We start from the raw sequence: 13,660 nt of genomic DNA on the forward strand, positions 1-13,660 counted from the left end.
GTGGTTAATAAAAAGTTCATCGGAAGCAGGTTTACCTGCCACCAAACTTATAGCCAACGGACACGCCAAAAGACGTATTCTTAAAGCTACGGTCGTTGTCGGTATTATCTGCCGTATTAACCAAACCAAGGTCGGTATTCAGACCGAAGTACAGTCCCACAGGCAGTTCATAACCTACATTAATACCTAAACCTGCGTCGAATCTTTTCTGTTTAAACACGGTGGCTTCATCATCATATATATCCAGATCGCCCAACCCGGTATCCTTCATTTTTCCGCCCAAACCATACGCGAAATAAGGCCCTGCGGATAATACCAGCCTGCCGGTACCTACTTCCGGTTTAAACATAAAGTGAACAGGCAACTCCAGGTAAGACAAAGTAGTTTTCACATCTGTATCCTTGTCCTTACCTCCTTTACCGGAATAAAGTAATCCTGTTCCGATATAAAATTCATCTGCCAGCGGAATATCTACCGTAACCCCGGCCCTTATGCCGGTAAGAATAGAGCTGGTTTCTTTTCCACTGCTTAGAACAGCATTTTTTGCAGTCATACTTGAGAACTGCGGTCCTGCAACAATACCCCATTTAGCCTGGCCAAAAGAAAGACCAGCTACCAGTAATGCGGCTGCAGATAATAATACCTTTTTCATGTGTGATGTAATTTGAATGATTTTAAAAAAAGCGATACCCACAGGTCAGGTATCGCTTCCCTAATTTTTTGATTGCCAACTAATGAATGAACCTGTTTTTTGCTTGCTTGCAGTTATTACAATTTAATTCCGTATTTGTTTATTAACCGGTTATTTTCCACCGAACAAATAACCTACAGAAACACTGAATACACGGTTTTTACCCTTATCATCTGTACTATTGTCTTCGCCAGACCTAACTTTGGCAAAGCCGATACCGTATTGAGCTGAAACCAGGAAGTTGCTGAGCTCTGCACCAATCTGTACGTTACCGCCCCAGTCGAAACGTTTCATTTTATTATACGCTGTATTCGGGTCACCATTAAACGGGGTATCATCATCCCATTTAATACTTTCTGAACCACTGGCATGCACACCGGCAATAGAAGTCGTTTCATACTTTTGCTTACCGGCAACACCAAATGCAAAATAAGGACCTACACCTGCAAAGAGACTGGAACTTTCACCTATTGGCAACTTCGCCACGAAGTTCAGCGGAATCTCAATGTAAGATGGGTTGATGGTATACTTTGCATAAGGATTAGTGGTGGGATTATTCTTATCTCCTGTTTCCAGCTTGGTACCCTTGGTGGTATAAAATACACCGGGCTGAAATGATAAAATCTTTGGAACTAACGGTAAATCTGCAATGGCTCCCACATTAAAACCGGATAATGAACGACTATCATCTGTATTTCCGGAGTTATCATAAGTAATGTTGGAGAGATTCCAGCCAGCCTTAATCCCAACTCTCGCCTGAGACATCGCTGCTACTGAAATCGTTAACGCTGCGAGTGATAATAACATCTTCTTCATAATCTTTGGTTTTATGGTCTGCAACCACAGAGCCAAAGACTATGCCAAAGGAATGTTAAAAGTTATCAACTATTTGGTTTTCAATGCGTATAGAGGCATATATTCTACGTTCTACACTCCTGTTTCTACAGTTTTGTGGCAGTATCTTTCGGGGCAACCCTATCCAGGAACTCCTGCAATTGCTCCACACCTAGTCTTTTTGCCACAATTTTCTTCTTTTCATCCAGTAAGTATACCATTGGTGTGCTGTACACATCATAGAGCCTGCGGTAATTCGTTTCTCCCTGCGGATCTGAACCATGTATCCAGCCATTAAGATGATGCTCATGGATAAACTGTAGCCATTCCTCACGGGTACCTTCCGTTTTAACGCCGATCATGGCCACTCCTTTGCTCTTCCAGCTTGCATTCCAGGCAGAATCCAAACGGGGAATCTCTGTTTTGCAATGTCCGCAGGTGGGATCCCAGAAAACAAGGACCGTAAACTTCGCGGGGGTCTTATACAGGGAAAGCGGCCTGGCAGCAGTATCTTTATATTGCAGCGGGGCGGCCTGGCGGCCAATCAGGTTTGGCGCCATTGTATATGCCCTGTCCACAATTTTATTGAGTTGCTCATCCGTCAGCCAGAACGCTTCCCCAGGAACGTAATATTTTTCCACAAGGTGTACAAAAACCGCGTCCATACCCATATAAGGCGAGCTCTCGTAAGTATAAGTAAGCCACCACAACACAAACTTAAAAACCTCTTTGCTTTTGCGGGTACGGGCAATCATGGCATCACAGTCTACAATAATAGAATCCGGATGTACCGGTACCAGCTGAGTGAAATATTTTTTCAGCTTTCCTTCCAGGATAGGCGTTCTCACCAGGCGGTCGCTTTCCAGGTCCACCTCATCCCAGTAATGATTTTTAAAATAATGATAGGCAAATAAAGAATCCGCTCCGGCTGGTGCCGGCGGAACCACCGGTTCTTTCATGGCCAGGAAAATGGTGCTGAGGATATTGCCGGGATGTTGGGCAATAAAGCTGGTCCTGAATTCCTGGATCTTCTTTCCCAGTTCCTGTTGCAATGGCTGCACCTTGGCAGAATCTGCGGCCGTGCGGGCAGTTTGCAGCTGTTGCTGGATATTGCGGCTCAGCGTTTCCTGCTGGAAAAGAAATTTATTGTAGGCCAGGAACCCCTCGTTATCGGGGCTGCCCTTGTATACTGTTTTATTAACAAGATCGCTGGTGTCGATGGCTACGCTGAAAACCTGCTGCTTATCTATCAGGGTTTCTACATACTGCTGTTTACCGGGCAGTACCAGCAGATAAATGCCTGGCAGCAGTTTTTCCTTGCCTTTCAGCACAACTTCTCCCGCAGGGCTTACTGCTGCAGAGTCGGCCAGGTAGGTAGATCTGCCCATGTAATGGGCCAGGAAAAACTTCCCGCCGGTAAAGTTTTTCAGCTTCACAGTAATCTGGTAACCCTGCGCCCGCAGGCTATATTGCGCTAAAAGGGCCGCTATCAGCAGTAGAAATAGTTTACGCATAATATTTGAAAGCAATATGTAAATGTAAGCGGAAAAAAGTAAAAAAGGAAAGCGGTGTGCTGAGTGGTAATTCGTATGAATTACGATGCAGGATTCAGCATTTCAATTACCTTTGCAGCCGTGAGGAAAAAAAACGTTGTTTTAGAAAATGTACCGGTTACTGCTTATGCGGCAGAAGGTAAAGCCCTGGCCCGTCATGACGGGAAAGTGATATTTATTGAAGGCGGGGTAGTGCCCGGCGATGTGGTGGATGTTCGTCTTGGTAAAAACAAAAAAGACTGGGCAGAAGGGAAAGTAGTTCACTTTCACAGCTATTCGGATAAAAGAGTTACTCCTTTTTGCCAGCATTTTGGTACCTGCGGAGGATGTAAATGGCAAATGCTGCCTTATTCCCTCCAACTGGAGTACAAACAACAACAGGTGGCAGACCACCTGCAACGCATCGGGAAATTGGCCCTGCCGCCAATGGACCCTATCCTGGGCAGCGCCCATACCGAGCATTACCGCAATAAGCTGGAGTTTACCTTTAGCAACAAAGCATATCTTACCAGCGAAGAAATCAGGGCCAACGACGGCGAAATACCTGTAAGGCCCGCACTGGGCTTTCATGTACCTAAGCTCTTCGATAAAGTACTGAATATAGATACCTGCTACCTGATGCAGGAGCCGGTAAACCTGATCCGCAACACCGTCCGTGAATATGCGGTTTCCCACGACCTTACGTTTTATGACATCCGTGCCCAACAGGGATGGCTGCGTAACCTGGTGATCCGCCTTTGCACTACCGGTGAAATCATGGTGAACCTCGTGATCCATCATGAAGACAAGCCCAACAGGATTGCCCTGCTGGACCATTTGCTGAAAACAGTACCGGCCATTACTACCCTGCTTTATACTATTAATCCGAAAGGAAACGATACCATCTTCGACCTGGAACCAAAAGTCTATTTTGGTAAAGGATATGCAGAAGAGAAACTGGAAGATTTTGTATTCAAGATAGGTCCTAAATCTTTTTTCCAGACCAACACTTACCAGGGAGAGGTGTTATACAAGGTAACAAGGGATTTTGCGGGCTTAACCGGATCCGAGATCGTATATGACCTATATTGCGGTACCGGAAGCATCGGCATCTTTGTATCGCGCAATGCCCGCAAAGTGGTGGGTATTGAGCTGATAAAGGAAGCCATAGACGACGCAAAGGAAAACGCCGCCCGTAATAATGTGGATAATGCCACCTTTTTTGCAGGCGATGTAGTGGATATTTGTAATAACGAGTTTTTTGCACAACATGGCCAGCCGGATGTGATCATTACCGATCCCCCACGGGCAGGTATGCACGAAAAACTGGTCAATAAACTGCTGGAGATCGGTGCTCCTAAAATTGTATATGTTAGCTGTAACCCCGCTACACAAGCCAGGGATCTGGCGTTGCTGGATTCCCTCTATACAGTGGAAAAGGTACAACCGGTAGATATGTTCCCGCACACCCATCACATCGAAAATGTGGTGTTGTTGAAAAAAAGAGATAATAACTAGCAACAATGAACGAGTACAGGCCCGGAAAATTTCAGTACCTGCCGATGGTGATCAAAAATCTGATGATCATTAATGGTTTGGTTTGGTTAGTGCAGATTACGCTGCTGAGCAAATTTGATTATGATCTGAGTCGTTTGTTTGCCCTTCACTACTGGGGCTCCGAACTATTCAAACCACACCAGTTCATTACCCATCTGTTCCTGCATGATCCGAAGAACATTACGCATGTGCTCTTCAACATGTTTACGCTGTGGATGTTTGGCGCCACCCTGGAAAACCTGTGGGGACCCAAGCGTTTCCTGGTTTTCTATCTGATATGCGGACTGGGCGCTGCACTGTGCCACATGGGCGTACTCACTTATGAGAACCTCAGCCTGAACAGGTATGCAGCGCAGTTCCTGAATGATCCCAGTTTCTCGAATTTTGTGTTGCTGGATAATAAGTTCGATATCGGCAACCTCGCCAACTTCGACATGGCCAGCCTGAAAAATGCATTGGCCGCCCGCGACCCGGCAGCCATAGAAATGGCCAGCCTGTATGTCAAAAATTATGTAAGCTATTACCGCAATGGTGCCACACTGGGCGCATCCGGGGCGGTGTACGGTATCCTGTTCGCCTTCGGATACCTGTTCCCTAACCGGTACCTCTATTTCTTTGCAATGATCCCTATCAGGGCCAAGTTTGTGGTTGGCTTCATGATCCTGGGTGAACTGTACTCGGGTATCCAGAACTCAGCAGGAGATAATGTGGCTCACTTTGCCCACCTCGGTGGCGCACTCTTTGCTTACCTGCTGCTAAGGAACTGGAGCAAAAAGAGAACAGATTTTTACTAAGACAACTGTATTATTGACGTATTTTTGTATTGAAAAATATTTGTACCATGCATGCGTTGGAAAAAGAGAAATTGCCCCGCCTCTCTTTAGGAGAAGGAAGAAATATGGTGACACACCTGATGGTCGTTAATCTTACGATTTTCGTTTTCCTGTTTTTTACGCTTGTAATATACCAGATGGAACAAGTGGGTGAGCCCCGGTTTCACCAGGATATTATGACCTGGCTGAGGCTTCCGGCAGATCCATCCAAATTACTGACCCGTCCGTGGACGCTGGTCACCTCTCTATTTACACACATCAGCTTCTGGCAGATCTTTTCCAATATGGTGTGGCTGTGGTGCTTTGGCACCTTCATGCAGCACCTGGCTGGCTACCAGCGGATTTTACCGTTATATCTCTTCGGAGGTCTCTGCGGTAACCTCTTTTATGTGGCCGGTATGCAGCTGATCCCATCCTTTCATGCACTCGCAGGCAATGAATACACCCTGGGCGCCGCCGGAAGTATTATGGCGATCGCTGTAGGCGTTACCGCTATTGCTCCGCGTTACCGCATATTCCCTTTACTGGCAGGAGGTATTTCCCTCTGGATCATTACCCTGGTTTTCGTTGTGCTTTCTGTTGGCGCATTAATGGCGTCTTCCAGCTATGGATACACCTATATCCCGGTACTCGCAGGCGGCGGACTCGCAGGCTGGTTATATATGTACCAGTGGAAAAAAGGCAGGGACTTGGGCGCAGGATTTAACAAACTGGCCTTTAAACTGACCCACGTATTTCACCCCGCATCACAACGCATTAACCCGGACGATTTTAAAAGGAAGAATTCCCCGGCAGATGCTGATCAGCAACCGTACAGACGCATTGGCAAAGTACCTGAACAAAAACTGAACGAAATCCTCGATAAGATCAATGAAAACGGATTATCGTCGCTTTCAGCAGAAGAACGGGATACTTTATTACGGGCAAGCAAAACTGAATAAAAGTATGACGGATTAAAATACCTTGAAATTGCTTGTTCCCCTATGCTGAAAATCATTGTACGCCGTACCTTGCTCTGGAGTAACATTTGTAGCATAGCTGCCCTGCTCCTCAGCGTTTTCCTTCCCTGTGTAAACCCGGGCCAATGGTGGCCCGCGGGCTTCTCCGGATTCTTTTTTCCGTTTCTCTTCCTGCTCTGCCTTTTATATACCGCCATATGGGCCTGGCGTAAAAACCGGAAATACGGGTGGATGAATATAATCGCTATACTCTGTGCCATGCCCGCAGCATTAACTACCTGGGGCGTTCATATCTTCCGGGAAAATATTATCAGCAAACAAACCAACAGCGGGCAGTTCACATTGATGACCTATAATACCAGCAGTATGGGTTTAGAGAGATATGTAACGAATAAAGACAAAGAAGCGGCGATCTATAACACCATTGCCTCCGGCAGCCCGGACATTCTTTGTATGCAGGAATTTTACACCAATGATAAACCGGGGAACGAACAGCATCTGCAACGCATTACATCCACCGGGAACTATCCATATCATTATTTCACCCGCGATAAAACCCACTGGGAAAGCTGGCATTACGGCATTGTATTATTTTCCCGGTATCCCATTATTACTGCTTCGGCCATCCCCTCAGTGAAAAGCAGTACTGGCAGTGGCAGCACCTTCCTCCAGGCGGATATTGCCATAAACGGCGATACCATCCGGGTATTCAATGTTCATCTCATTTCGTATATGTTTAAGGGTGAGGATTATGAAAACATGAAAGCCCCGAAAGGTACAGGCCTGGTTTATAAAATGCGGCGCACTTTCCCAACAAGATCCTCACAGGCGCTCCAGCTGTCAGCTCTGGTTGCCGCAAGCCCCTATCCTGTTATTGTTTGCGGCGATTTCAACGACACGCCCGTTTCGTTCACCTATAAAACCATCAGCCGCAATTTGCAGGACGCCTTCCTCAAAACCGGCACGGGCTGGGGACGCACACTCTCCTACCTGTCGCCTTCCCTGCGGATCGACTACATCCTGGCACAGCCTGCGGTAAACATCCACGGAAGTAAGGTTTTCCATAACCGGCCATCAGAGCATTTCCCGGTTATGGCCTGTCTTTCATTGAAAAAAAACTAACTTTAGTACTTCAACAAAGTATGACGCGGTGCGCTTTTTAAGACTATTTACGAAAGGATTTTTTCTGATCATCAATTTCGCCGTGGTATTACTTTTCCTGGCAGCCTGTATGGCGCCGTATATATCCCCGGCCTGGTTCTGGCCCATCAGTTTTATTACGCTGGCCTTCCCGTTCCTGTTGGGGCTATTGGTGATATTCCTGATCGGGTGGCTGTTTTTTAATTATCGTTATACGTTATTGTCACTGATCGCCCTGTTGCTCGGCTGGAAATCTATCAGCGCCTTTGTGGCCTTTAAAATGCCCGCCGGGAATAAGGTAGCCACCAATGGCAATACCCTTACCGTAATGAGCTATAATGTAAGCCAGTTTGGCCTGTACCGCGAAAGGGACAGTAAATACAACCGGCAGGCCATGTTTGCCATGATCAAAAAACAAGAGCTGGATGTTGCCTGCTTCCAGGATTTTTATACCTCCGAAAAGAAAAACGACTTTAATAACCGCGAGGATATTTCCCGGGAAATGGAACTGCCATACCGCTACTTTTCCAGCGATTTTAACCGCGATGGCATGCAACACTGGGGATCTATCATCTATTCCCGCTTTCCTATTATAGCATCGGATAAAATGAAAATGAGCGATGGCCCGAGAAGTGAAAGCCTTATCTATGCTGATATTGTAAAAGATAAGGATACCCTGCGGATCATTAATATGCACCTGGAATCCTATCGCTTCAACGAAAAAGATTATTCTGCCATCAGGAAAATCAAAAACCAGGAAGACACGGGACTAAAGGCCACCAAAAGCATTATCCAGAAAATGCGGGAAGCGTATATCCGCCGCAGTCAACAAGCCGATATTGTAGGTAACTTTATCCGGCAAAGCCCATATCCTGTAATCGTTTGCGGCGACTTTAACGACACCCCCGCGTCGTATACCTACTTTACCATTAAAGGCGATCTCCAGGACGCTTTTCTGCAAAAAGGTTTCGGAATTGGCCGTACTTTTACAGGGCTGGCGCCTACCTTACGTATTGACTATGTGTTTGTCAGTAACCATTTTAAGGTAAACAGCTTCCGGAAAATAAATTCAGACCTGTCTGACCATTATCCTGTAATTGCCAATCTTAGCCTGATAGGTAGCGGAAAAACAGCAGTAGAAGTAAATAAATAACTGTAATCGATTATGAAAATGTATAATATTTTTAGGGCTGACCGATGTTGTTGCCTGCTTGTACCAGGAAAACAATTTTTATCTTTGCCATCCATCAACAAAAAATAAGATGTCAGCTATATGGCATCTGTCATTTACAGCATATGTCAGAACTAAGGATATATAATTCATTACACCGTCAGAAAGAAGTATTTACACCTTTACACCCGGGCCACGTTGGTATGTATGTGTGCGGTCCTACCGTGTCCGGCGAATCACACCTCGGCCATGCCCGCCCCTATATTACGTTTGATGTAGTATTCCGCTATTTACAATACCTGGGATATAAAGTACGCTATGTGCGTAATATTACCGACGCCGGCCACTTTGAAGAAGAAGGCCGCGCAGCGGAAGATAAAATTTCCAAATTTGCCATACTGGAAAAGCTGGAACCAATGGAACTGGTACAGAAATACACCAACCTGTACCACTGGGCCATGCTGCAGTTTGGCAACCTCGAACCCAGCATTGAACCTACCGCCACCGGGCATATCATTGAACAGATTGAAATGATCAAAACGATCATAGAAAAAGGCTATGCGTATGAAGTAGACGGCAGCGTGTACTTCGATGTTAAAAAATACGCCGCCAACTACGATTATGGTATCCTCAGCGGCCGCGTACTGGAAGACATGCTGGAAACCACCAGGGAACTGGAAGGCCAGGATGATAAACATAACAAAGCAGATTTTGCACTCTGGAAAAAAGCGCCGCCGGAACATCTCATGCGCTGGCCAAGCCCCTGGGGCGAAGGCTTCCCCGGATGGCACATTGAGTGCTCTGCCATGAGCGCCAAATACCTGGGCGCCCAGTTCGACATTCACGGCGGCGGTATGGACCTCCAGTTTCCGCACCACGAATGCGAAATTGCGCAAAGTGAAATTGCACACGGCAATATGATGGCCCGCTACTGGATGCACAATAACATGATCACCATCAACGGCCGTAAAATGGGTAAGGCTTATGGCAACACCATAAAGCTCACCGAAATGTTCACCGGTGAAAGCCCCCAGCTGGAAAAGCCATACAGCCCCATGACCATCCGCTTCTTTGTGCTGCAAACACATTACCGCGGTACCCTGGATTTCTCCAACGAGGCCCTGCAGGCCGCCGAAAAAGGACTTCAGCGTTTATGGGCTGCTTATGAAACCCTGCAGAAACTGACGTATGCCCCTGCCAACGGCCAGACCATTAATGAAGAACTGGATAAACAGGTACGTCAGTGGTGCCTGGAATGCCCGGATTTCATGAACGATGATTTCAATACCGCCAAAGTGCTCGCCAACCTGTTTGAGCTCACACCAGTGATCAACTCCCTGAAAGGCGGACAAATAAAAATGCATGAAATCAGCGAAGATACTTTCCGGTTGCTGCAGCAAACCTGGAAAACTTATCTCGTGGATATCCTCGGTATACAACAGGAAGCCATCACCGGGGAAGATAATAAACTGGACGGCGTATTAAAAATGCTGATTGAAATGCGGAAGGAAGCTAAAAGCCGCAAGGATTACGCTACCTCCGATAAAATCCGTAACGAATTATTGTCTGTAGGCATTCAGCTGAAAGATGAAAAAGACGGCACCGTATCTTACAGTCTTCAATAAAATAAATATTCCGGAAGATAATGCGTAAAGCTCTTATTACACTGACAGCGCTGGCCTTACTGGCCGGCGCATGCCAGCAGAATAGTCAGACAACCGATAACACCACCGACAGTACCGGCGAAAGCAAAGTAGCGAAAGTGGATGTACCGGTACCCGTTTTCCAGGCAGATTCTGCATATGCGTACACCGCACAGCAGGTAAGTTTCGGCCCCAGGATACCTAATACGCCCGCGCAGGAGAAATGTGCCAGCTGGCTGATCAGCAGCCTACGCAATTGGGCGGATTCTGTGTACGTGCAGCGCACTACCGTTACCGGTCCCAAAAACGAAAAACTGCCCTGCATCAATATCATCGCCAGCTTCAACCCCGCGGCCAAACAGCGTGTTTTACTGCTGGCCCATTGGGATACCCGTCCCTGGGCAGACGAAGACGCCTTTGATAAAACCAAGAAGCTGGACGGTGCAGATGATGGCGCCAGCGGCGTTGCCGTACTAATGGAGGCCGCCCGGCAATTCCGCAAACAAAAACCGGAAGCCGGCGTGGATATCCTGCTGGTAGACGTGGAAGATTACGGCGCTAAAAATGACGAAAACTCATTTTGCTTAGGTACCCAGTACTGGGCTAAAAACCCGCATATCCCTGGCTATAAAGCAAACTACGGTATCCTGCTGGATATGGTAGGTGGCCGTGGCACCCAGTTCTATATGGAAGGCTCCTCCAAACAATATGCAGGCGCCCAGATGAAAATGTTCTGGGATGTAGCCAATAAACTCGGCTATTCTGATATATTCCGCTATGAAAATAATGGCGCATTTATCACGGACGACCATATCGCGGTAAATACCATCGCTAATATCCCAACATTCGATATCATTGCGTTACAGTCGAACAACGACTTTGCTCCTCACTGGCATACACAAAACGACAATATGGATGTGATTGACAAGAAAACGCTGCAGGCAGTCGGACAAACACTGTTGCAGGTAATCTATACACAGCCGTTTAGTTATTAATAACCGGAAGGTCCGGGGTGAAGAGTGATGTGACGTATTAGCGCTAAAAATAGTTTTATGCCCAGGTCCAAAAGCACCCCGGACGCCGTTCCGGTACATTATGTAGCCCATCTCAGCAAAGATAAAAAGCTGCAGAAAATTATCAGTGGTCCTTTAACGGAGCTGACTATACGAAAAAACATCTGCCTGAAACTGATTGGCTCCATTATGAGCCAGCAGCTGTCCACCAAAGTAGCAGACGTCATCTATTCCCGGTTCCTCGACCTCTATGGCCGCCGGGAGCCAACAGCGCAGCAGATACTGGATACCCCGCCATTAACCCTTCGTGGTATCGGTTTATCCAATGCCAAGGTAACCTACGTGCAAAATGTGGCAGCGTTTATCATCGCCGAAAAACTAACCGACAGCAAGCTTAAAAAGATGGGGAACGACGAAGTGATCACCTATCTCACACAAATCAAAGGTGTTGGCCGTTGGACAGTAGAAATGTTGCTGATGTTTTACCTCGGCCGCGAAGACGTATTTGCCATGGACGACTGGGGTTTACAGCAGGCGATGATTAAAATCTACAAGCTGAACCGGGAAGACAAAAAAGCATTCCGGGAGAAGCTGGTCAAAATCTCTGAAAAATGGTCGCCCTACCGTACACATGCCTGTCGCTACCTTTGGGCATGGAAAGATAATACGCCCGATAAATAACTAGACATATACAGTGCGTAGCACGGTTGTAAATTTGTGTTATGAATGTGCAGGGAAGTTTTTTTAACGATGAGGATGCCGGGAAGATTGCATTACTGAATGGAGAGCTGGCTTACCATCCGCAGTTTTTTAACCTGGCGGAGAGTAATCATTTTATGCAGGTACTGCAGGAAACCATCACCTGGAAACAGGAGTCCATGAAAATGTACGGCAAAGAGGTGTTATTCCCACGTTTAATGGCCTGGTATGGCGACACTGCCAGTTCCTACAAGTTCTCCGGGAATACCTTCTCCCCGCAAGCATGGACAACAGCATTACAACACATACGCGATCGCATAACGCCAGTGAGCGGCCAACAGTTCAACAGCGTATTGCTCAACCTCTACCGCAACGGCAACGACTCTATGGGCTGGCATGCAGATGATGAACCGGAATTGGGCCATCACCCGGTAATTGCCTCGGTGAACTTTGGCGCAGCCCGCCGCTTTCAGCTGCGCTATAAAAGTGATTACCAACGGAAGTATGAATTATTATTGCAACACGGTTCCCTGCTCATCATGAAAGGACCATTACAGCAATACTGGGAACACCAGGTCCCGAAAACCACTAAAATATCAAACGGAAGAATTAACCTCACCTTCCGGTTTATCCACCCCTAAAAGATGGCATGTACTATGAAAAACCTTGTATTATTAATCGGAAATGACATCAACAACATCTCACGCGGCCAAAGCTGGAAAGACCTGCTGCAGGACATCATCACCTTCTGCCACGCCGGCGATTGCGTGGAACTGGATGATAAAAAACCTTTTCCGCTCCTGTATGAAGAAATCTTTTTAACCGCCAGTAAAAATCACCGTATCAGAGAAAAAGACCTCAAGTCTTTCATCGCTATCAAAGCAGCGGAAATAAAGGCCAACCCGCTGCACAGCGCTATCCGCGAACTGAAGCCTGCACATATCCTGACCACCAACTATGAATTCACGCTGGAAGGACAAATACCACTAGAAAACACCAGCGTCATCAAGGAAAAGTTTTACAGTATTTTCAGGAGATATGAAGTAGATAATATCCATTACTGGCATATTCACGGCGATTGCCTCAACCCCATGAGCATAAATCTGGGGTTTGAACACTATGGCGGCCAGTTACAACTGATGCGCAATTACGTGGTAAGCGGCACCGTGTACTCTTCCAAAGAAGTACCCAAGCCCTCCCTGCTCCGGCGCATTCATTCCCGGGAAGTATATTTTCACTCCTGGATCGATCTTTTTTTCACAGAGGATATACACATCTTCGGACTGTCGCTCGACTTTGTGGAAACTGATCTCTGGTGGCTGCTCACCTACAGGGCACGGCAAAAGTTTCATCATAAAAATGTGCCGGTTCCCAATCACATCTTCTACTATATCCCGGAAGAATATGTGGCAACCTCTAAATTCAAACTGGACCTGCTCACTGCAAATGATGTGACCATTGTAAGCCTGCCCGGTAAAGATAAACTGGGATATTACGAATCTATCATCAAACAAATCGGGAAGACCCGTCAAACGGCCCACCATAGCAGCACCAGGTAATACCAGGGCCTGAAAGTGAGACTGGCAGC

At 46.7% G+C, this 13,660-nt stretch carries 13 protein-coding genes; 10 read left to right on the plus strand and 3 right to left on the minus strand.

Annotated features, from left to right (window positions below):
• Positions 1 to 31: 31 nt before the first annotated feature.
• The 3 genes from AB6805_RS07220 to AB6805_RS07230 form a co-directional block, all read right to left on the minus strand.
• Positions 32 to 652: a porin family protein gene (locus AB6805_RS07220; protein WP_370908763.1), complete on the minus strand. Its 621-nt coding sequence runs from the start codon at positions 650 to 652 to the stop codon at positions 32 to 34.
• Positions 653 to 802: 150 nt separating this feature from the next.
• Positions 803 to 1,507, minus strand: a complete 705-nt coding sequence (locus AB6805_RS07225; RefSeq protein ID WP_370908764.1) for a porin family protein — start codon at positions 1,505 to 1,507, stop codon at positions 803 to 805.
• A gap of 125 nt (positions 1,508 to 1,632) precedes the next feature.
• Complete coding sequence (locus AB6805_RS07230; RefSeq protein WP_370908765.1) at positions 1,633 to 3,039, minus strand: redoxin domain-containing protein; 1,407 nt, start codon at positions 3,037 to 3,039, stop codon at positions 1,633 to 1,635.
• Between the two features lie 75 nt (positions 3,040 to 3,114).
• On the opposite strand from AB6805_RS07230, the gene rlmD reads away from it, so the two are divergent.
• The 10 genes from rlmD to AB6805_RS07280 all read left to right on the plus strand — a co-directional run bounded on the left by rlmD (position 3,115) and on the right by AB6805_RS07280 (position 13,631).
• Positions 3,115 to 4,575, plus strand: a complete 1,461-nt coding sequence (gene rlmD / locus AB6805_RS07235; RefSeq protein ID WP_370908766.1) for a 23S rRNA (uracil(1939)-C(5))-methyltransferase RlmD — start codon at positions 3,115 to 3,117, stop codon at positions 4,573 to 4,575.
• Between the two features lie 5 nt (positions 4,576 to 4,580).
• On the plus strand, positions 4,581 to 5,408 hold the full coding sequence (locus AB6805_RS07240) for a rhomboid family intramembrane serine protease (protein ID WP_370908767.1): 828 nt from the start codon (positions 4,581 to 4,583) through the stop codon (positions 5,406 to 5,408).
• 47 nt (positions 5,409 to 5,455) lie between these two features.
• Positions 5,456 to 6,388: a rhomboid family intramembrane serine protease gene (locus tag AB6805_RS07245; protein WP_370908768.1), complete on the plus strand. Its 933-nt coding sequence runs from the start codon at positions 5,456 to 5,458 to the stop codon at positions 6,386 to 6,388.
• Positions 6,389 to 6,430: 42 nt separating this feature from the next.
• On the plus strand, positions 6,431 to 7,528 hold the full coding sequence (locus tag AB6805_RS07250; RefSeq protein WP_370908769.1) for an endonuclease/exonuclease/phosphatase family protein: 1,098 nt from the start codon (positions 6,431 to 6,433) through the stop codon (positions 7,526 to 7,528).
• A gap of 28 nt (positions 7,529 to 7,556) precedes the next feature.
• The gene (locus AB6805_RS07255) at positions 7,557 to 8,699 is read left to right on the plus strand and encodes an endonuclease/exonuclease/phosphatase family protein (RefSeq protein ID WP_370908770.1); all 1,143 of its coding nucleotides are present in this window, start codon (positions 7,557 to 7,559) and stop codon (positions 8,697 to 8,699) included.
• A 143-nt stretch (positions 8,700 to 8,842) separates the two neighbouring features.
• Positions 8,843 to 10,342 (plus strand): cysteine--tRNA ligase, encoded by a 1,500-nt coding sequence (gene cysS / locus AB6805_RS07260; protein ID WP_370908771.1) that lies wholly within the window; start codon positions 8,843 to 8,845, stop codon positions 10,340 to 10,342.
• A gap of 20 nt (positions 10,343 to 10,362) precedes the next feature.
• Complete coding sequence (locus AB6805_RS07265; protein ID WP_370908772.1) at positions 10,363 to 11,355, plus strand: M28 family peptidase; 993 nt, start codon at positions 10,363 to 10,365, stop codon at positions 11,353 to 11,355.
• Between the two features lie 57 nt (positions 11,356 to 11,412).
• Positions 11,413 to 12,054 carry a DNA-3-methyladenine glycosylase gene (locus tag AB6805_RS07270; protein WP_370908773.1) on the plus strand — a complete coding sequence of 214 codons (642 nt, stop codon included), beginning with the start codon at positions 11,413 to 11,415 and terminating at the stop codon, positions 12,052 to 12,054.
• 41 nt (positions 12,055 to 12,095) lie between these two features.
• Positions 12,096 to 12,713, plus strand: a complete 618-nt coding sequence (locus AB6805_RS07275; RefSeq protein ID WP_370908774.1) for an alpha-ketoglutarate-dependent dioxygenase AlkB — start codon at positions 12,096 to 12,098, stop codon at positions 12,711 to 12,713.
• A 15-nt stretch (positions 12,714 to 12,728) separates the two neighbouring features.
• Entirely contained in the window at positions 12,729 to 13,631 is a 903-nt protein-coding gene (locus AB6805_RS07280; RefSeq protein WP_370908775.1) for a hypothetical protein, read from the plus strand.
• The last annotated feature ends 29 nt before the right edge of the window (positions 13,632 to 13,660 follow it).

Origin of the sequence: Chitinophaga sp. RCC_12, from assembly GCF_041360695.1 — a bacterium.
In the GTDB taxonomy this organism is placed as follows: Bacteria; Bacteroidota; Bacteroidia; order Chitinophagales; family Chitinophagaceae; genus Chitinophaga.

Coding starts and splice junctions, on each gene's coding strand:
- AB6805_RS07280 (WP_370908775.1), top strand. CDS start 12,729: ATGAAAAACCTTGTATTATTAATCGGAAATGACATCAACAACATCTCA.
- AB6805_RS07250 (WP_370908769.1), top strand. CDS start 6,431: ATGCTGAAAATCATTGTACGCCGTACCTTGCTCTGGAGTAACATTTGT.
- AB6805_RS07245 (WP_370908768.1), top strand. CDS start 5,456: ATGCATGCGTTGGAAAAAGAGAAATTGCCCCGCCTCTCTTTAGGAGAA.
- AB6805_RS07265 (WP_370908772.1), top strand. CDS start 10,363: ATGCGTAAAGCTCTTATTACACTGACAGCGCTGGCCTTACTGGCCGGC.
- cysS (WP_370908771.1), top strand. CDS start 8,843: ATGTCAGAACTAAGGATATATAATTCATTACACCGTCAGAAAGAAGTA.
- AB6805_RS07275 (WP_370908774.1), top strand. CDS start 12,096: ATGAATGTGCAGGGAAGTTTTTTTAACGATGAGGATGCCGGGAAGATT.
- AB6805_RS07240 (WP_370908767.1), top strand. CDS start 4,581: ATGAACGAGTACAGGCCCGGAAAATTTCAGTACCTGCCGATGGTGATC.
- AB6805_RS07270 (WP_370908773.1), top strand. CDS start 11,413: ATGCCCAGGTCCAAAAGCACCCCGGACGCCGTTCCGGTACATTATGTA.
- AB6805_RS07220 (WP_370908763.1), bottom strand. CDS start 652: ATGAAAAAGGTATTATTATCTGCAGCCGCATTACTGGTAGCTGGTCTT.
- AB6805_RS07230 (WP_370908765.1), bottom strand. CDS start 3,039: ATGCGTAAACTATTTCTACTGCTGATAGCGGCCCTTTTAGCGCAATAT.
- AB6805_RS07225 (WP_370908764.1), bottom strand. CDS start 1,507: ATGAAGAAGATGTTATTATCACTCGCAGCGTTAACGATTTCAGTAGCA.
- rlmD (WP_370908766.1), top strand. CDS start 3,115: ATGAATTACGATGCAGGATTCAGCATTTCAATTACCTTTGCAGCCGTG.